The organism is Flavobacterium sp. LAR06 (assembly GCF_041946075.1).
Taxonomy (GTDB): Bacteria; Bacteroidota; Bacteroidia; order Flavobacteriales; family Flavobacteriaceae; genus Flavobacterium.
The window spans coordinates 117,329-136,500 of the sequence record NZ_JAUTYT010000003.1 but is presented as its reverse complement, the minus strand read 5'-3'; the positions used below and the strand labels follow the sequence as shown (position 1 = coordinate 136,500).

The 19,172-nt window shown below is 32.0% G+C and carries 15 protein-coding genes; 8 read left to right on the top strand and 7 right to left on the bottom strand.

Annotated features, from left to right (window positions below; genetic code table 11):
• Positions 1-61 precede the first annotated feature (61 nt).
• The gene (locus Q7C23_RS05655) at positions 62-799 is read left to right on the top strand and encodes an SDR family oxidoreductase (RefSeq protein ID WP_375031590.1); all 738 of its coding nucleotides are present in this window, start codon (positions 62-64) and stop codon (positions 797-799) included.
• 85 nt (positions 800-884) lie between these two features.
• Here Q7C23_RS05655 and Q7C23_RS05650 read toward each other — a convergent pair whose 3' ends face one another.
• Both Q7C23_RS05650 and Q7C23_RS05645 read right to left on the bottom strand, forming a co-directional pair.
• Positions 885-1,499 carry a pyridoxamine 5'-phosphate oxidase family protein gene (locus tag Q7C23_RS05650; protein WP_375031589.1) on the bottom strand — a complete coding sequence of 205 codons (615 nt, stop codon included), beginning with the start codon at positions 1,497-1,499 and terminating at the stop codon, positions 885-887.
• Positions 1,500-1,540: 41 nt separating this feature from the next.
• Positions 1,541-2,524: a type I glyceraldehyde-3-phosphate dehydrogenase gene (locus Q7C23_RS05645; RefSeq protein WP_375031588.1), complete on the bottom strand. Its 984-nt coding sequence runs from the start codon at positions 2,522-2,524 to the stop codon at positions 1,541-1,543.
• A 377-nt stretch (positions 2,525-2,901) separates the two neighbouring features.
• Here Q7C23_RS05645 and Q7C23_RS05640 point away from each other — a divergent pair, with 377 nt between their 5' ends.
• The 4 genes from Q7C23_RS05640 to Q7C23_RS05625 all read left to right on the top strand — a co-directional run bounded on the left by Q7C23_RS05640 (position 2,902) and on the right by Q7C23_RS05625 (position 8,162).
• A complete protein-coding gene (locus Q7C23_RS05640) occupies positions 2,902-4,638 on the top strand; it encodes an amidohydrolase family protein (RefSeq protein WP_375031587.1) in 1,737 nt (578 codons plus the stop codon).
• A 208-nt stretch (positions 4,639-4,846) separates the two neighbouring features.
• Positions 4,847-5,638: a TlpA family protein disulfide reductase gene (locus Q7C23_RS05635; protein ID WP_375031586.1), complete on the top strand. Its 792-nt coding sequence runs from the start codon at positions 4,847-4,849 to the stop codon at positions 5,636-5,638.
• A 232-nt stretch (positions 5,639-5,870) separates the two neighbouring features.
• Positions 5,871-7,067 (top strand): hypothetical protein, encoded by a 1,197-nt coding sequence (locus Q7C23_RS05630; RefSeq protein WP_375031585.1) that lies wholly within the window; start codon positions 5,871-5,873, stop codon positions 7,065-7,067.
• 165 nt (positions 7,068-7,232) lie between these two features.
• The gene (locus Q7C23_RS05625; protein ID WP_375031584.1) at positions 7,233-8,162 is read left to right on the top strand and encodes a DUF2268 domain-containing putative Zn-dependent protease; all 930 of its coding nucleotides are present in this window, start codon (positions 7,233-7,235) and stop codon (positions 8,160-8,162) included.
• Between the two features lie 244 nt (positions 8,163-8,406).
• Here Q7C23_RS05625 and Q7C23_RS05620 read toward each other — a convergent pair whose 3' ends face one another.
• From Q7C23_RS05620 to Q7C23_RS05605, 4 genes are all read right to left on the bottom strand, one after another.
• A complete protein-coding gene (locus Q7C23_RS05620) occupies positions 8,407-10,047 on the bottom strand; it encodes a hypothetical protein (RefSeq protein WP_375031583.1) in 1,641 nt (546 codons plus the stop codon).
• A 459-nt stretch (positions 10,048-10,506) separates the two neighbouring features.
• Complete coding sequence (locus Q7C23_RS05615) at positions 10,507-10,920, bottom strand: ester cyclase (RefSeq protein WP_375031582.1); 414 nt, start codon at positions 10,918-10,920, stop codon at positions 10,507-10,509.
• 102 nt (positions 10,921-11,022) lie between these two features.
• Positions 11,023-11,604 (bottom strand): Crp/Fnr family transcriptional regulator, encoded by a 582-nt coding sequence (locus Q7C23_RS05610; protein ID WP_375031581.1) that lies wholly within the window; start codon positions 11,602-11,604, stop codon positions 11,023-11,025.
• Positions 11,605-11,987: 383 nt separating this feature from the next.
• On the bottom strand, positions 11,988-12,350 hold the full coding sequence (locus tag Q7C23_RS05605; RefSeq protein ID WP_375031580.1) for a winged helix-turn-helix transcriptional regulator: 363 nt from the start codon (positions 12,348-12,350) through the stop codon (positions 11,988-11,990).
• A gap of 112 nt (positions 12,351-12,462) precedes the next feature.
• Here Q7C23_RS05605 and Q7C23_RS05600 point away from each other — a divergent pair, with 112 nt between their 5' ends.
• The 3 genes from Q7C23_RS05600 to Q7C23_RS05590 all read left to right on the top strand — a co-directional run bounded on the left by Q7C23_RS05600 (position 12,463) and on the right by Q7C23_RS05590 (position 15,864).
• Positions 12,463-13,074 carry an FMN-dependent NADH-azoreductase gene (locus Q7C23_RS05600; protein ID WP_375031579.1) on the top strand — a complete coding sequence of 204 codons (612 nt, stop codon included), beginning with the start codon at positions 12,463-12,465 and terminating at the stop codon, positions 13,072-13,074.
• Between the two features lie 754 nt (positions 13,075-13,828).
• Positions 13,829-14,611: a LytTR family DNA-binding domain-containing protein gene (locus Q7C23_RS05595; protein WP_375031578.1), complete on the top strand. Its 783-nt coding sequence runs from the start codon at positions 13,829-13,831 to the stop codon at positions 14,609-14,611.
• Between the two features lie 101 nt (positions 14,612-14,712).
• Positions 14,713-15,864, top strand: a complete 1,152-nt coding sequence (locus Q7C23_RS05590; protein ID WP_375031577.1) for an acyltransferase family protein — start codon at positions 14,713-14,715, stop codon at positions 15,862-15,864.
• A gap of 298 nt (positions 15,865-16,162) precedes the next feature.
• Here the strand turns inward: Q7C23_RS05590 and Q7C23_RS05585 are convergent, their stop codons facing one another.
• Positions 16,163-19,126: a DEAD/DEAH box helicase family protein gene (locus tag Q7C23_RS05585; protein ID WP_375031576.1), complete on the bottom strand. Its 2,964-nt coding sequence runs from the start codon at positions 19,124-19,126 to the stop codon at positions 16,163-16,165.
• Positions 19,127-19,172: the final 46 nt, after the last annotated feature.

Below are 19,172 nucleotides of genomic sequence, written 5' to 3'. Positions count from 1 at the left end.
GGCAAATGATTTGGTTTTTAAAGGATGCAACTTTGCTTCAATAATTTTAAACAATAAAAAGATGAAGATCGTATTAATTACAGGAGCTAATAGAAGCATTGGATTAGAAATAACTAAACAGCTTTCAAAAAAAGGTTTATTTGTTTATTTAGGAGCACGTGATCTAGCAAAAGGAAATGCAGTTGTAGAGGAATTAAAGAAAGAAGGATTCGAAAAGATCAAAGCGATTGAAATTGATGTCACAAAACCTGTATCAATAGAAGCTGCAAGAAACATCATTGAAACCGAGCAGGGAAAATTAGATATTCTGATAAACAATGCTGGTATAAGCGGGGAATTTCCTCAAAATGCTTCAAATACATCAATTACAGCTATTCAGCATGTATTTGATACCAATTTTTTTGGCGTAATCAGTGTTAGTCAGGCCTTTTTAGAATTACTTAAAAAATCGGAAGCTCCAAGAATCAGTAATATAACTTCTGGTTTAGGATCTTTGACTTTACATAGCGATCCAAGCTGGAAATATTATAATTTTAAAGTAACCAATTATATGACTTCAAAAGCTGCTTTAAATGCCTACACTATTGCATTAGCTTACGAACTTAAAGATTTGTCATTCAAAGTAAATGCGATTGACCCTGGTTATACAGCAACAGATTTCAATCACCACAGCGGTCCGGGAACTGTTGAAAGTGCGGCAGCTTTTATTATTAAACATACGGTAACAGATGAAGATGCACCAAACGGAATGTTTTTCAGTAATGATATTGAAGATGAAAGCGGCGTTAGTCCGTGGTAAAAACTAATTTAAACTTATTTGCGAAACCTCCATTATTTCTAATGGAGGTTTTCTATTGTAAAGCCAAAATATTAATATTTGTTTTTTATTTATCTGATATTTTCAATTCAAGTTCTTTTACTTTATTTTCCAGATCATTGATGTATTTTTTTTGAGGCAATAAAGCTTCTTCTATTTCCTCTGTTGTATAACGCGGCGTGATATGCTGAGGACAATTCCAGTCATAAGCCTGAATTTCAAAAATCATCATTCTTTCCGGACGAAATTTATAATCTTCAGGTTTTAAAGAATTGTATAAGGCTTCATTATCTTTTAATTCAACAATCTTGGCACGTGCATAAAGCTTTAGACGGGCTCTTTGTGGATATGAAACCATAATAAGTGCTACGTTTTCATTTTTAGAAATATTTCCTGTCGAGATATATTGTCTGTTGCCGGCAAAATCAACAATTCCAATTGTTTTGTTGTCAATGACTTTGATAAACCCGGCCGGTCCACCGCGATGTTGAATGTATGGATATTCATTTTCTCCAAAACTGGCCATATAAAAACTATCCCTATCGCCAATAAACCTAATCTCATTGTCGGTCAACCCGTCTACAACCGACATTTTTTCCATTCGGTCATAAGAATTTCTGCTTCCGGCTTCTTCCTGAATTTTTTTTATATTTTCTGTAAAGGCTAATTGTGCGTAGTTCATAACGAATGCTTTAGATTTTTCTACCTTACTACTTTAGAATATTATAATTCCTGAATCTGTCTGATCATTTGGTTGGTAAACCCCCATTCATTGTCGTACCAGGCCATTACTTTTACTAAATCACCATCTACTACTCTTGTCATTTCTAAATCGACAGTGGCAGCAAAAGGGCTTTTGATAATATCTGTAGAAACAAGCGGTTCATCAGTCACGGCAACTACTTTGTGATAGCGTTCAGTTTTTGCTTCTTCGATTAAAACAGAATTAATTTCTTCAACAGTGGTTGGTTTTTCGGTCACAAAAGTGATATCTGATATTGAACCAACAGGAACCGGAACTCTCACGGCAACCCCATCAAATTTACCTAAATATTGAGGTAAAGCTTTTGTTGTTGCAATTGCAGCACCTGTTGCGGCTGGCGCTAAGTTTATTCCTGCTGTTCTCCCCATTCTTGGTTCTCTTTTAGACGGAGCGTCGACCAATGTCTGAGATGCTGTGTAAGCATGAGTTGTATTTAAAATCGCTTTTTTAATTCCAATTCTACGTCCTAAAATTTCAATAATCGGACTTATATTATTGGTGGTACAGCTGGCACATGAAAACACGGCCACTTTTCCATCTTCGGTATTCACGCCATGAACAACAGTTGGTGTATCTTTCGTTGGCCCTGATATGACAACGAATTTGGAGCCCGCTGTTAAATGTTTCTCTGCATCTGCTTTATTGGTAAAGAATCCTGTACTTTCTATTACAACATCTACCTGCAACTCTTTCCATGGCAATTCAGCAGGATCTTTTATTGCTGTATATCTTATTTTGTGATCGTCTACCAATATAAAATCGCCTTCAAAACTTATTTTCTTATTGTATTTGCCGTAAATGCTATCGTATTTTAATAAGTAAACTGCATTTTCAATTGTCATTAAATCATTAATTCCCACCACTTCTAAATCTGGCGTATCCAAAATTATTTTTAGTGATGATCTTCCAATTCTCCCAAAACCATTAATTGCTATTTTTTTCATGCTGTTTGATTTTAATTTATTGTAAGACACTACAAAGTTCCATTTATTTCTGTCGCTGGGGTTAGACAAATTTTCCCGAAGAGTTGGCTATTTTTCCTTAAGTAGGAAAATTTCATGAACTCTTTATTAATTCTAAAATGAGAATTAATAAATATACAACATTAATAATCAATAAAGTAGTTAGTTTTTATTATGAAATAATTAAATCCTGCAAATTGAAAAAGGCAGCTAATTATAGATCATATTGCACAATTGAATTAATTATTAAGAATAAAGATATTTCTTATATTCGCTTAGTCTAATTATTACAATATCAGTTTAATTGGCTTGTATTTGAATTAGATAAATAAGCAATAGAATAATTAACAAAGGCCATTATGATAAAGAAACTCCTTTTTACAGTCGTATTTCTAGTTTTATTTTCTCCGCTTTTCGCCCAAACTTACATAACCAATGTAACAGTAGCTGATGTTGAAAAACAAAAACTAATTCCTAACCAAACCGTAATTATTACGAATGATTTAATTTCTAAAATTCAATCCACTAAAATAAAAATTCCTGCGAATGCAACTGTGATTGACGGAAAAGGTAAATATCTCTTTCCAGGACTCACAGATGCCCACGTGCATTTTTTTCAGAATGGCGGTTTGTATACGCGCCCGGATGTTATTAATTTAAGAAATGAAGTTCCTTATGAAAAGGAAATGAAATTAGCACATCAAACTATGGAAGATAAGCTGAAAAGATATCTTCAAAATGGTATTACTACTGTAATTGATGTTGGCGCGTCATACAGTTATCTAAAGCAGAGAGAAGCATTCAAGAATAAAGAGTATGCGCCCAGCATATATATGACCGGCCCTTTATTGACGACCTACGAACCTGAGGCGTATAAAAATCTAAAAGAGGAAGCTCCATTTAGTTTAGTAAAAACTGTTGATGACGGAATAAAAATGGTTCAGGAACAATTGCCTTATCGTCCTGATTTTATCAAAATTTGGTATATTGTAGGTGCAGATGGTTTAGAAACGGAAGCGAGCGCCCGAAAAAATTTGCCTATTATTAAAGCCATTATTGACGAAGCTCACAAAAATAATTTAAAAGTAGCAGTTCATGCCACAGAGAGAATTACTGCACAATTAGCTGTAGAAAATGGTTGTGATTTTCTGGTACATAGCGTGGATGACGAAATTGTAAAAGACGATTTTATACAACTACTGAAAAAAAATAAAACGATACTCTGCCCTACTTTAGAAGTTTTTAATGGTTACGAAAATACTTTAGGGCAAAAATTAAAAATAAGCAGTCATGAATTGCAAACTGCAGATCCTTTTCAGTTGGGGACACTTTTAGACTTGAAACATTTGTCTGATACTATACTTGTCAATAAGTACAAAACACATATGAATTCTGAAAAAGAAATAGCCAGAATGACAAAAGTTAATACAATCAGTTCAGAGAATCTTAAAAAATTATCTGATGCCGGTGTTTTAATAGCTACGGGAACAGATGCTGGAAACATTGGCACTTTGCATGCGTCCTCTTATTTAAACGAACTGATAGCGATGCAAAAAAGCGGTATGAGTAATTGGAAAATCATTCAGGCTTCGACCATTAACGGGGCAAAAATTCTAAATAAAGAAAACATATTTGGAACCGTATCTGTTGGTAAAAAAGCAAACCTGATTTTACTGGATGCCAATCCTGTCGATAATATTGAAAACTTCTCAAAAATAGATCGTGTTATTAATAATGGAGTCGTTTTTAACCCGGAATCAATTATTGAAGAAACTCCGCTTGCATTGGTGCAAAGACAGTTAAATGCGTACAATTTGAGAAATATAGAGGCTTTTTTAGAACCTTACGCAGAAGATGTTGAAATTTATAACTACCCTGATAAATTAATAGAAAAAGGAAAAGCAGAAATGAGAAAAAATTACGCAGCAATGTTTGAAAAGGTTCCTAATTTACATTGCGAATTACTAGGCCGAATTGTTCAGGGGAATACCGTGATAGACAAAGAACGTGTTCAATTTGGAAAAGAAATCGTAGAAGCGGTTGCTATTTATCATATTGAAAACAATAAGATCAAGAAGGTTTATTTTGTTGATTAATAGAAATGAGGCATCCTTGAAATAAAACAGAGAAATTGTAAAATAATATTCGGTTAGTAAAACTTCATTAGAAATAATGGAGTTTTTTTATTCTTAAGAAACCCAGTTATTGGCAAATTTTTAAGATATTTTTAATAAAGATAATTCCTATATTCACCAAGAGTAAAACTATCACAAACAAAGACAACCTTTTAAAAACTACCTAAGCATGAAAAAACTATTTCTTTTGGCTCTTATAATAATTTCTCAATCCTTTTATGGGCAAAATAAAGTGGTCAAAAAACCTGAATATGTTATTATTGCAAACAATGAGATCGTCTCAATGGAAACGGTGGAAAAATATGGCGCCGATGGTTATGTTAAATCAATGACCAAAGGAGTTTCGGAAGAGAAAAGAAATGAATTAGCCAGCAAGTTTGGAGATAAAATTGGAGAAAAGGAATTCATAATTATAATTGGAATGTATACGGAACAGGAAAAAACTGAAAATGAGAAAAAAATGAGTTCCCAACCAGTAGAAAATAAAAGTGTAGCTAAAGCTGATACAAAAGAGTATATTTTAAATGTAAATGACAAGGCAACAGATTTTACTCTAAAACTGGTAGATGGTAAGGAGATAAAACTTTCTGATTTAAAAGGGAAAGTTGTTTTAGTGAATTTCTGGGCAACCTGGTGTGCACCTTGCCTAATGGAATTTTATGATATTCCATCAAAAATAATTGAGCCATTTAAAAAGGATAATTTTGTGTTTTTAGCGATTTCGAGTGGCGAAACACAAGAGAAAGTTTTAAATAAGGTTACTAAACTAAGAAAAGACGGAATTGACTTTAATTACGGCGTCGATTCTGATAAAAAAATATGGAATGACTATGCAACCGCTTCTATTCCTAAAAACTTTTTAATAGACCAAAATGGAGTTATCAAATTTGTTGCAACTGGAAATGCTCCCGGTAATTTGGATAATATAGCAGCTGAAATAAGAAAATTGCTGGTTAAATAAGGCTACCAGCCAATATTCTGAAAATAGAACACAAAAAACTCCAATTTTAATTGGAGTTTTTTGTATATCAAATATTAAAAGAAATTGATTATTATTGTAATTGCATAGTAAATCTATAGAATAAAAGTTTCATGACAATAAAAATGCTATCTAAAATAAGTCATCTATTGTTTTTTTTGTCATACTTCAACTTAATGCGCAACAGAAAGATAGTTTACCACGGCAGTTCTTAATGAATATAGAAATTAGACCCAGAGCCGAATTTACTTCAAATTATGTACTTACACCTAATGATTCGATAGATCCCTATTTTTATATTACACAGAGAAATAGGATCTTACTGCAATATACGAGAGAAAAATGGCTAATAAAATCTGATGTGCAGGAAATCCATCTTTGGGATCAGAATAACAAAGCTTCTAAGGTCGGAAGTATTAATTTTTATCAGTTGTTTCTTGAAACGAAATTTAAATCAGTTAACTTTAGATTAGGAAGACAAAGTGTTTTATTAGATAATGGCAGACTCTTCTCTGATGCACCTTGGGCGCAACAAGGCAGATCACACGAAGGAATACGAATAATGAAATATTCAAAACACACCTCTAATGATTTTTTCTTTTTGTTTACGCGCAATTATAATGACGAATTTGAAACTTTTTATTCTCCGGTTGCTTCAAATCGTTACAAATACCTGTTAATGAATAATTTTTATTATAATTCTGATAAGTATTTTTCTTTTAATTCAATGAATATAGTTGATTTTTTAAAAAGTGCAACCTCAGACGAAATGTATACTCGTGCAACTACAGGCGGAAGGATTGAGTTTAAAAAAGCGCAATGGTATTATACACTTAACTCTTATTTACAATTTGGAAAAAATCCAAAGGGCCAAAAATTATTTGCCTACTATCTTCAGCCAGAAGTTCGATTAACTCTTAAAAAATTAATCTGGAGATTGGGGGCCGAAATAATTAGCGGAAGCAGTTCTTCATTATCTACCAATAAGTCAGCAGATTTTGATGTTTTATATGGCGTGACCTGGAAATTTAATGGAAATATGAATGTATTTACCCGTTTCCCTACCGATGTTGGCGGAAAAGGTCTGGTGAATCCTTATTTATTTGCTACAATACCAATAAATAGTAAATTATCGTTGCGTTCCGACTTTCATCTTTTTTATAATCAATACTCTTTAATCAATAATTTAGGCCAATCAGTGCCAAAGTTTCTCGGATTTGAAAATGATTTTTCAATGAAATATATACCAGTTAGGCAATTAGAAATAAATTATGCTTTTTCATTTTATAAATCAACTGAATCAATGAAATACTTACCCAAAATACAAGATGAAAATAAGTTGGCATTATGGAGTTATCTAATGATATCTTATTCTTTTAATGCTGTAAATACGAAGCGTTATAAAAATTAATGTGCTATTTTATATGGATTGGCTTTATCAAATGTTTTTAACTAAATAAAAATTTTAGAATATTGAAGGGAGTATTGATAAAAGATAGGAGAAATTATTTCTTTTCAAAAAGTAAATTATTTGTAGTAATAATATTCCTTATATTCGTTTTTAAAACTACCCTATATGAAGTTAAACCTTATTGCTACATCACTTTTTATTATTTTTTCTAATTTTATTTTTGGACAAAATAATTTCTCAAACAATCCTTTAGATGCCATTTTTGAAACCAAAGATTCAAAAAATTTTTGGGAAGCATTTGATAAAATGAATAAATCAAAAGAAAATCCATTTGTAGCCTACATGCAAAAAGGTTCTCCTGGTATTAAAGGATTTACGGAGAACAGAATACTTAATGCAGATTCTCTTTTTTCTGCTGTGAAGAAAAGAAAAGCAGATTACGAACTTTCAAGAAATGTTTTAGATGGTCTTCCTTCTAAGGAAAAGAGAGTAATAGCCATATATAGTGCCTTAAAATATTGGTATCCGAAGGCAAAGTTCCCTCCTATTTATTTTGTTTATGGAAGATTTAATTCAGGCGGAACTTCTTCTCCAGAGGGAATTATTATTGGAACTGAAATGCTCAAAAATTTGGACGGCGTTTCGGGTTTAATCGCACACGAACTTATTCACTATCAGCAAAAGATAGAAGGAAAAGATATGCTGTTGAAATGGTGCCTGCTAGAAGGAGGTGCAGATTTTCTAGGCGAACTGATTTCAGGAGACGCAATAAATCAGCTTTCTTATCAATATGGAGAACAAAACCGGGATAAACTATGTCAGGAATTTGTAATGAGATTAAAAAATGCTGATTATCAGGACTGGTTATATGGAACTTCTAAGAAAGATGACAGACCAAATGATTTAGGATATTGGATGGGTTATAAAATAACAGAAGCTTATTTTAATAAACAAAATGACAAACAAAAAGCAATTGAAGAGATACTAAATATAATAGATCCAATTCTATTTTTAAAGCAAAGCGATTTTTTAGATGTATATATTGAAAAGTATCAAAAATCAAAAAAAGAAAGCTTTGATGAATTTTTTAAATAAAAAAACTCCTTAAACAGGGAGTCAAAATTATAAAGCATAAGAAGAGGCTGTTATTTTTCGTACAGCCTCTTTAAAATTTTATGGAGTCACCAGAATTATAGTTGAACATTTAATTCCTATTTTGATATTTATTGATGCTTAAAACAATCTTGATAGAATTGGATTAAATATTTTTTTGCTGTACGCCCGCCCTATTATCACAAGATGGTGCTTTTTGCAGCTATCTGTTATAAATATATTAGTATTAAAGTCTGATTTTTAATTCATCGCTTAGAGAATTAATGCTTTCCCCGAGATTTTTTACGGATTTGTCAAAACCAAATTGAACTCCTCTATTGAAAACATCAATTATACTATCCAGGTCTTTTTCAATTGCATTTTCATCAGAAATAATTTTATCATCTCTTAATGCGATAAATCCAGCTCCAATTGCAGTATGCAAAATAAAATCTAAGTTTACCCAAGGCTGATAATATTTGTCTTCTATTTTTCTAACTTTTTCCGGGTTATCAGGTTTCCATATATTTAATTTATAAGCTAGATTTGGATTTACCGGTTCAAGAGCTTCAATTAAAAAATCTCTGGCAAATGCCGGACTATATTTTTCAGATAGAATTTCTTCTGCCAAAGCCCCAATACTGTTTAAATCTGCAATTGAAATATTTTCTCTTCCTTCAATTGGATTATTCAAACTTGCTTCTATGAGTTGCGAATCTTTTAAGAGTTCATACCAGACATATCTTCTCAAACATAAAATTAGTTTACTTTTGGTAATCCAAAGAGCAATATTCATGAAATATTGTCTAATAACACTAAAATCAGCTGTGGTTAAACCGGATTGTATACCGGGTATGTCATCTCCGTTAAAAGTAGAACCAACTCCATTTAGATTAACATTTACAAAATGGTGCCAAGTTGAATCGACTACAATACGGCCAACTTTTGCCAAACGACCATCCCATACAGCAATAGAAGAAAAGGAATGAGGAATAGTTAGCGCTTTTGCTCCGCCTCCGACAGTGCTGCCTCCTAAAACAAAAGATGTTGCAATATTTTGAGTAGAAACAGTAATCCCATTAGCAGTAAATGATGTTTCAGGTTTGCACTCACCCTCATGTGGGTGATCTGGCATAATATCAATCAATCCAGTTGGTCTAACACTTTTTTTGATGGATAACAAAGGATGTGGAAGACCTGTACCAAATATTCTTACAGAAATATTTTGAGGGATATTGTCTGATTGGTTATCAAAATATAAAGAAGTTGCATCACCTGTTTTTGGTCGGTTTGTATCGTTTCTTCTTGGCTGAGTCATACCCACTTCATTAATGCCAAAATCAGCCCAATGTCTCATATCTTTCACTCTAGGTATATTACTACACAAACTTGAACCTAAAGAGCCATGATCACCTGTAGCAAACAATCCACCACCGTTGTTCATAAAAGCTTCAACCACTGCTAATTCATTAGATGGTAAACCTGATCCAGGATCGATACCAAATAACCATACTTGGTCAAAATTATTAAGCATTACACTTGAAACAAAATTAAAACTTGGAATAGTTGCTACAACCAATTTATTAGGATTTGAAAAAGGGGTAGAACTCCTGTGACCAAGTGTTACTTGGTAATTATACCAGGTAGATTTTTGCAATTCATTAAAAGTGGTTAAAAATTCCGATAATCCAAATGCTCCGGTACCAAAATTCAAACCACCATCTGCTACAATTAAAACTTTTACATTGCAGCGTTTCCAAAGCCATCGTCCAGGAAAAAAAGGCTTCAGGACTTCTGGCCGAATTATATCTATTTTTCTGAGTAATTTCAAGCGCTCTTCCCGGTCGAGAAGATGCATATTTTTGAATTGTTCTTCTAAAGTTTCCATTTTATTGCAAATAAAATTTTGTCTACTCTTTGTTGGATTTTCGACATACTCCGAATTGAATTCTGGCCATGAATTGTAGAGCTAAATTAAAAGTTTAGAGACGTTGAGACAAGGGTGAATTCACCCTAATTATTTGGGGTTTTTTACGGAAATTTGCAATCCGTGCCCAAAACAGCGAGCCAAAAAATATAAAACAAAAAAACTCCTTAATTTCTTAAGGAGTTTCTTGGCGGGGTATCAGGGAGCAATCGAACACTTAATACCAGTTTTGATATTTTTCGAAAATATAAAATAAGAAGGATGCTAAAAAACTATCCGCTTGTAACCGCAGTCGGACTGAGTATTAATTAAACTTGGCGCTTTTTTGTGGAATTCAAAGAATGAAGTTAACTAATATTAGATAGGTTTATTTTTGAATCCTATGCTTATTATCTTTCATTTTATCAGAATATTATTTTATTAATTTTTAGGTACTGCTCCAATTTGTTGCAATAATGCTAATAAATCAGGTTGTCCATATTCTTCTATAATCTGATTATCAGTAAGACGATAAAAATTAGTAGCTTGTACTTTAATGCTATTTCCAGTTGGAGGGACTCCATAAAAAGTTCCTTTATGTGTACCAGTCATTGTAAAACGAATAGCAGATTTATCGTTTTCTGAAATTATTTCTTCTAAATACCATTGGATATCAGGAAATCCTTCACGCATCATCCAAATAGTTGCCAAATATCCTGTTGGACCAATAAGAGGCTCTAGTTGACCTGGTACATAAAATTTTGCTGTTGGATTAATAAGCTGTTGCGCTAAATTTTCATCAGCAGTATTAATAAATTCAACAAATTGCTTAAAGAAATTTTTGTGATTTGTCATTTTACCATTTTTAAAATTTATAATGTAAATGTACAATGGCAATTTGTAGAGAGCCAATAAACAATTTTAAGAAATTGTCTTAATATAGATTAAGAGTAAAAGCTATTTAATTTGAGTTTCACTACGAATTTTGCTAAGAAATTCAGGTGTAATGCCAAGATAAGAAGCTATTTGAGTATTAGGCAATCTTAATGCAAGTTTTGGATATTGTTCCAAAAAATCTAAGTAACGTTGATTTGCATTTGAACTAATATTTTGCAATAAACGATTTTGAAGCTCAATAAATTTTTCTTCAATAATAACCCTGAAATTTCGATCAAACTTCGGCACATTAACGAATAAGTAAAGTAAGTCTTGCTTTTCAATTTGCAGGATAAGAGAAGGTTCTATTGCTTCAATGAATAGTTTGCTTGGTTTTTCTGAATAGAAACTCCCTAAATCTGCTATCCATTCATTTTCGACCGCAAAACTAATATTGTGTTCACAGCCTTTTTCATCGACGCTATACATTTTAAAACAGCCCTTAACTACAAATGTGTAATGTCTGCAAACAAAGTTTTCCTGCAAAATCATTTGTCTGCGCTTGATTTGTCGTTGTGCCGTCCTTTTGTTTAATAATGAACTTTCTTCTTTATTTAATGGAAGATAATTTTTAAAATTTTCGATGATGGGCTGTGCAGTCAATTTCTGTTTTTTTTCGTTTTGCTCTTCTTTAATTCACTCAAATTTACAGATTAAATATTTTATTTCAATGGATTAGATAATTTGCAAGGTCATTTACAATATTTGATAGCAAATTTGCTTTGATCCATTTGTAATCCGTGTCCACAGCAGAAAGATAGTAAATATAAAGCATAAAAAAACTCCTTAATTTCTTAAGGAGTTTCTTGGTGGTCCTTACGAACCTGTTTACGAACCATTTTTTGCAGGATTTGAGGAAGATTTCAATATTACAACCTTAAAACAGTTTACAAAAAATAAAAAATGAATTGTAATATAGCGATTTCTTGCATTCGTTTAATTAACCAAAGAGGGTATAGCAGTAAACTAAAAGATAAATTAGTTTACTATTTTCCAGTAATCTTCTTTCTATGACCAGCTCCCCATTCACTTAAAGTTCTTAAAACTTCTCTCAGAGTTTCGCTGTATGACGATGCTTCATAAACAATGCTCACAGGCGTAGTGTCATATACATTTCTCAATATCAATTCGTTTTGTTCTAAATGCTTTAGTTCCTGTGCTAATATTTTGGGAGAAATACCTTCAACATCTTTCAAGATTTCATTAAATCGCTTGGAGCCATTTACCAAACTCAAAACAATTGGTAATTTCCATTTGCCATTTAGTACATATAAAGCATCTATTACGTTCTTCAAATTGCTCCCGCATTCTACCTTCGAAATTTCCTCGTTTTTACTAGTCGTTTTCATATTGTAAATATACCAACTTTCTAAAAAGTAACCGCTTTCCTTTGGGTAACTACTATCTTTTCAATACTTATTGAATTTACCTTTGTATCAATAAATCATAAAAAGATAGAAAATGAATTCAAAGAAAATATTACAACTTAATTCCAGCATAATGGGTGAACAGTCGTACAGTAAAAAATTAGGGAATGCTATCGTAGAAAAAATTCAGGAAAAATATGCTAATAGTACTGTTGAGCAATTGGATTTGGTAGAAGGTAATATTCCTCATCTTAGTCCAGAAACGTTTCAGGCAATGTTTACGCCAACAGAGCATCAAACAGAAGAAACAAAACAGAGACTTATTTTGTCGGACAAATTGGTAGCACAATTATTCGATGCAGATATCATTGTAATCGGAGCACCACTTATCAATCGCACTATTCACAGTTCTCTTAAAGCTTGGATAGACCATATCACTCGCCGTGGAATTACATTTGGTTACAGCAAAGAAGGTTTGCCGATAGGCTTAGTAACTGGAAAAAAAATATATGTTGCAATGAGTTCAGGTGGTATTTATACTGATGAACAAGGCAAAGCCAATGATTTTGTAGGACCTTATCTAAAATCTTTTTTAGGCGCGTTAGGAATGACAGATCTTACTATATTTAGAGCAGAAGGACTTCACGTAACGGTAGTACAAGATACGGCATTGGAAAAAGGAATTAGTAGTATTGTTATCCATTAATTACGGATCAACGATAAATGTTGTGGAAAAATAAGGAATGTATTTACTAATTATTTTTTACCACAAAGATCACTAAGATTTTATCTTTGAATGCCATAGAAAAACACAGAGTTCACAAAGCTGGATCAATAAAATTTAGTGTTTTCTGTGGTAATTTTTTTATTTTCTAATGTTGGCAAAGACTTTACGAAAGGCTCGCAAAGGTTAATCACATACAGCTTTGCGAACTTATTAAATATCCTGCAAACACGGCAGAAAAAAAAACATTGCGTGCTTTGCGGTAAATTTTTTTTACTCCACAGTTTTCGTGTTGATCCCTGCTAGCGCGAGCGTCTCGCTCGTGAACGCAAAGAGAATCTAAAAACTAATAAACATAAAGAAACTCCTTAATTTCTTAAGGAGTTTCTTGGTGGACTGTCAGGGAATACAATCGAACACCTGATCTCAGTTTTGACATTTTTTGATAACTTAAAATAGTTTTATTCAAAGTTAATATTCCATTTAAGTCAAAAAAAAATAAAAGTACTTTTCAAAGTGTTTTGCTTTTTTTAGATATTATCAAATCTAAATAGTTCCAAAAGCTATACGCTTTCTATTTTTTGTATTTTTATTCCCAAAATAAATTTTTAATATGCGATTCTACATCAATACAGAACATTTGAGGAATGAAATTGAATATCCTCAACGATATAAGTTTGAAAATCTTATCAAAAGCTCTATTGTTGTATTTCTTATCATTCTACTTTTTCTTTTAATGTTTAAACCATTTGGAGTTTATGATCCGGAACTGAAAATGCATTATTTCTTTATTTGTTTTTTACATGCTTTAGCTCCGGCAATAATTTTATTTGTTTATTTTGGAGTATTGAATTATTTCAGAAAAACGAAGAATCAAACTAAATGGACTTTACTTGAAGAATTCATTCAAATTGGAGCGCTATTAGTTTTAATTGGTACAGCAAGTTTCTTGATGCGAGATTTACTTTATAACAATCCAAACAACTGGTCATGGAATTATTTCTTTGAAGAAATCAGAAATTGTTTTGTTGCGGGTATATTTTTCTATTTTTTTCTACGATTATCAACTTTCTATTTTGAGTCAAAAAAAGGATCGCCATTTGTTCTGCAATTTACCCCGCTGACAGTTAAACCCGAAAAAACAGTTTTAAAATCTAATATTTTTATCACCACACAGGTAAAACAAGATGATTTTTTACTGGATATGGACCAATTACTCTTTGCAAAAGCAGATGGCAATTACATTGAGTTAACAAAATCGAATGGCCATCAAATGACTACAGAAGTAAAAAGAATTTCTTTAACTCAATTTGAAACTCAAATAACAGATTACCCGCACTTATTTAGATGTCACAGAACCTATTTAGTAAATATGTATAAGATCAAACAAGTAGCTGGAAACTCCCAGGGTTATGTATTATCATTTAAAGAAACCGACATAAAAATACCTGTTTCAAGAAAGCAAATCGATAACTTTAATAGCTGTTATCAGCAGCTTCAAAATAAAAACATTGCCTAAGCTTGTTGCTTATCACAAAAGCTAGTTGCTAGTAACAACCCTTGCTCTGGCTGTATTTTCTTGTTGTACGTTTGCCATAAATAACGCAAAACCTATTTATTATGCCAACTGCAACAGCTGTTTCAAATGAAGATTCTCGCTCTTTAAACAAATTATTATATATAGATAATATCAAAGTTTTACTGACAATTTTAGTGGTACTTCATCACACTTTAATTGCTTACAGTTCTTCGGGAGGCTGGTATTATAATGAACCAAGCAGCTTTTTAGGTGCACGTGCTGTTATGACAATGTTCGTTAGTATCAATCAGTCTTTTTTTATGGGGTATTTTTTTCTATTGGCAGCCTATTTTACCGGTTCTTCGTATTCTAGAAAAGGAGCTTCAAAATTTATTAAAGACCGATTAACGAGATTAGGAATTCCTATAGTATTCTATTCTTTTATCCTTACACCATTCATGTGTTATCTGGTCTATTATTTTACAAAAAATCATATCACTTATTTTGAATATCTAAGCGGTTACGATAGTTGGATTGACTTAGGAGTTACATGGTTTGTGGCGGCACTTTTGCTTTTTACATTACTTTATGCAGCAGTAAAAAAAATATTCAAAATTAACTTCGACAAACCTGTGGCAGCACCTAACACGCGTGCCATATTATTATTTGCATTAGCATTAGGAATTATTAGTTTCTTGGTTAGAATTATATTTCCTGTTGGATGGGTTCTTGAACCAGTTGGATTTCAGCTTGGGCATTTTTCACAATATATTGCACTATTCATTATCGGATTACTGGCTTCAAAAAACAATTGGTTCGATCAACTTTCAGAAAAAACAGGCAGACAGCTGAAAAGATCGGCAATGTTATGTTTATTGTTTTTTCCATTATTTTTTGTCATTAGTTTCAAGCTAAACACACCCTCTTCTTGGTTTTCCGGAGGTCTTCATTGGCAGGCATTATTATATGCAGTTTGGGAACAATGGATCGGTATATCGATAATAACAGCATTATTAATTAAAGGAAAAAGAAACTGGAATATTTATTCAAAACTACTTACTAAAGTATCACGCTGTAGTTTTGCTGTTTACATTTTTCATCCGTTTGTAATTGTAGTACTAACATTAGCGGTAAGAAGCTGGTCTATTGATCCTGCAATAAAACTTCTAGCTATTGCTCCATTAATAGTGCTAAGTAGTTTTGTACTGGGATCACTTATTTTATTAATTCCAGGAATAAAGAAAATCATTTAGTATTTTATTTTAAATGATGGGATTAAAATCTTTCGCTGCAATAAATCATTTCTTCGGGATTTTATAAAGAGTTCCGGACGAACGAGATATAAAATTTCTCTTCAGATTTTGAGATTGATCCATAAAAAAATTAAGGCAAGCAATTTGTGAAGTATAAAAAACAACGCCATTGGAATCCAATGGCGTTGTTTGTCTTTGTGTGGGCTGTCAGGGACTACAATCGAACACTTGATACCTATTTTGACTTTTTTTGAAAGTCTAAAATGATTTAAAATTTTGAAATCATTAGCAATGATATTTAGATTAATCTTTCTTCTATTTGTGCTTTCCAAACTATATATCCTTTATTATTGTCTGAATAGTCGTGAACAATTCTTAAAAAATTTTGTGGATTTGTTTCTAAATAAGCTTGTCGTCCTTTTTCTCTGATAATGTTTAGTTCTTTGTCAATTTGTTTTACAGTATCAATTAGTACAGATTTACTTTTGGGAATATGCCAAATATAAGTAGCTTCCTCTGTGTCTAATGTTTCTAAAACAATATGATATTTTTGTTCTCCAACAACCAAAAAAACAAATGAAAAAGGTTGCAAGACAAACCTTAATTTCATCACATTTCTTTCGTGTTTGTCTGCAAAAAACTGAATATGTTTAGAATGTTTGTATTGTCTACCTTTTAGTAAATCTTCTAATATGTCCTCCGTATTTGAATAAATATTTTTGTCCTTCGGTAATTCATCAGGCGTTAGAATATTTGCTTTTGAAATAGGACTCTGACCAATAAAACTTTTATTAAGAAATTGAAATTTTACATTTTCAACAATTTCCTTGTTGATGTTTTCAATGTCTAAGGAAGTTGCTAACTGTGAAAGAATGACACCGTTTGCTATTTCTGCAAAAATGTTAATTATTACCGATTTTGATTTTAAAACATTAATAAAATACGGTTTAAGCACTTCAAACTCTGGTCGAAATTCTTCATTTTCTATTTCAAAATCAAATCGTTGATTACTTTCTTTATCAATATATTCAAAACCAATAGTACCATATCTAAAATCCAAAACTTCTATAGATATTTTGATCTGCCTATCGATTACCAAATTTTGATTTTCTGGAATAAATTCTGTTGGCTTATCAAACAAACTTGCTTGTCGGGCTATTTGTCGGTAATAGATGTTTCGTTTCAAAAAAAGCTTATTCAGGTAATCAATTTTGATGTCCCGATAATCATAAATAGTCGGATTGATTTCTGAGCGTTGTACACGACCAATGTATTGAATCAATTTACCTTTAAACGAAAAAGGATATGCCAAAAACAAGGAGTTAATATTTGACAAATCAGAACCTTCTCCGAAATATTGCCCTGTAGTTATTAATATCTGAAAATTGCCTTGTAGTAAGATTTGCCATTTTGATTTTGTACTACTTTCTGAATCTTCTCCACTAAGGGTAATGACTTCATAAGATTGTTTTAGAAAAAGATAAAGTGTGTCAATGTGTTCTTTTCTTTCAGTAATAATAGCAATTCGTTTACCTTTGGAAAGTTCTGATTTGATATCATTCAGGATAAGTTTATTTCGTTCTGAATCGTGAACTAGGATTTTTGAAAGCGTCTCAAAATTATCAGTTTTGGAATTGAAGGGAACATCCAAATTGGTATTTCTAACAATGACTTGAGCGTGTTTAAAGTTTTCAATTTCGCTACTTGCAATCTCACAAATTATCTCACCAATAAAAGTAAAAATCAATTTTCCGTCGTTGTATTTCCTGAATGGTGTTGCCGTCAATCCATAGAGATAAACCGTTTCTAATTTTTCAATAGTATTTCGAAATGTTTCTGCTGGAATATGATGGCATTCATCGACAAGGATAGTTCCGAACTGATTTTGAACTTGTTCTATTTGTTTTGGCAAGCTTTGAATTGTGGTAATAGTAATTTGCTTTCCAATTTTTGCTTTTCCTTGTCCAATAATGCCAATTTCGTGTTTAGGTACTCCTAGGAATGTCTGGATTCGTTCCTGCCATTGCTCTAATAATTGTTTACGGTGAACAACGATTAAAGCGGGCTGTTTTTTCTCTGCAATAATCTTCAATCCGATAAGTGTTTTTCCTGAACCTGGCGGAGCAACAATAACGCCAAATTCCTTTTTTGAAACAGCTTCAATGGCTTTATTCTGATGATTTCTCAAAATAGCATTGAAAGAAAAATTTATAGATTCTTTTAGTTTTCTTTGGTCTTTAAAGTCGAAATCAAGATTTTGTTCTTTGCAAAAACGCAAAAGTTTTCCAATAAAACCTCTTGGAATAATGACTTCATTTTCTGTTTCTTCAACAAGTTTAAAATAACGTTCCGTTCCAAATGTTTTTTTTCCAGAATTCTTTTTGATAAAAAATTCTGAATTAGCAAAATTCAGTTCTTCTTTCAGAAAGTTGATTAATGAAGTGGTTAATTTGTCTCGTTGAATACAGATATTTTGTTTGAGCGAAATCGTCAGTTTTTCAGTGGTATTTGCGATGGGTAAATTATGCACCATTGAAATTTCCCGATATAAATGTTCCAATACATCTGTTGTAACTCTTTCAATTTCCTTCAAAAATTGCCATTGATCAGGATAAGGTTCAAAAGTTTCTGGTTTTATAAAACAACTATTTCCTTTTTTCAATGCAGGTTTAAAAAGTGGTAAAGCAATCAGATTTCCTAAACCTTTTCCCGAAAGAAAATCTTGATTGGGAAACAATCGGTCAAAACTAGAGCTTTTATCAAACATTGAAAAAGCTCCTGATTGTTCCAAAATAGAAATGAAAACCTTTCTACTTCTGATCGCAGGATATGGCTTATCAAAAAATATCCAAACGTGCCCACCATTGCCTGAACGTGAACGCTCCAAATAGACGGGAATATTTTTTTCATTACAAGCATTTAGGAAATTTACAGCTTCTTCTTTCCAATTTTGTTTATCAAAATCAGCTACCAAAAACCATGAAGTGTTATTTGTGAGTAATGGGTAAACTCCTATTTGCTGAATACCTTCTAAATGTTTTTGGATTTCGTTTTCGTTAAAAGGCAAATAAGTTTTATGAGGATAATTTTGAAAAGTTCCTCCATTCATTTTATGTACTCGATAATGATATGGATCATATTGATAAGCTGGTGTATAGCCTGACTTTCCTGACTTCTCCCAACGAACAGCAAATACATCTTCTCTACCCATAAAAATAGATTTGAATAGTTGAGTTGTATCTAGTGGTGTTGATGAAGACATTGTTTGATCTCTAGAATTTAAAAATACCTAATGATTTATAGTGTTA

Excerpts from the sequence above, each read along its gene's own strand:
- Q7C23_RS05655 (WP_375031590.1), top strand. The coding sequence starts at position 62 with ATGAAGATCGTATTAATTACAGGAGCTAATAGAAGCATTGGATTAGAA.
- Q7C23_RS05650 (WP_375031589.1), bottom strand. The coding sequence starts at position 1,499 with ATGAACTACGCACAATTAGCCTTTACAGAAAATATAAAAAAAATTCAG.
- Q7C23_RS05645 (WP_375031588.1), bottom strand. The coding sequence starts at position 2,524 with ATGAAAAAAATAGCAATTAATGGTTTTGGGAGAATTGGAAGATCATCA.
- Q7C23_RS05640 (WP_375031587.1), top strand. The coding sequence starts at position 2,902 with ATGATAAAGAAACTCCTTTTTACAGTCGTATTTCTAGTTTTATTTTCT.
- Q7C23_RS05635 (WP_375031586.1), top strand. The coding sequence starts at position 4,847 with ATGAAAAAACTATTTCTTTTGGCTCTTATAATAATTTCTCAATCCTTT.
- Q7C23_RS05630 (WP_375031585.1), top strand. The coding sequence starts at position 5,871 with ATGAATATAGAAATTAGACCCAGAGCCGAATTTACTTCAAATTATGTA.
- Q7C23_RS05625 (WP_375031584.1), top strand. The coding sequence starts at position 7,233 with ATGAAGTTAAACCTTATTGCTACATCACTTTTTATTATTTTTTCTAAT.
- Q7C23_RS05620 (WP_375031583.1), bottom strand. The coding sequence starts at position 10,047 with ATGGAAACTTTAGAAGAACAATTCAAAAATATGCATCTTCTCGACCGG.
- Q7C23_RS05615 (WP_375031582.1), bottom strand. The coding sequence starts at position 10,920 with ATGACAAATCACAAAAATTTCTTTAAGCAATTTGTTGAATTTATTAAT.
- Q7C23_RS05605 (WP_375031580.1), bottom strand. The coding sequence starts at position 12,350 with ATGAAAACGACTAGTAAAAACGAGGAAATTTCGAAGGTAGAATGCGGG.
- Q7C23_RS05600 (WP_375031579.1), top strand. The coding sequence starts at position 12,463 with ATGAATTCAAAGAAAATATTACAACTTAATTCCAGCATAATGGGTGAA.
- Q7C23_RS05595 (WP_375031578.1), top strand. The coding sequence starts at position 13,829 with ATGTTTAAACCATTTGGAGTTTATGATCCGGAACTGAAAATGCATTAT.
- Q7C23_RS05590 (WP_375031577.1), top strand. The coding sequence starts at position 14,713 with ATGCCAACTGCAACAGCTGTTTCAAATGAAGATTCTCGCTCTTTAAAC.
- Q7C23_RS05585 (WP_375031576.1), bottom strand. The coding sequence starts at position 19,126 with ATGTCTTCATCAACACCACTAGATACAACTCAACTATTCAAATCTATT.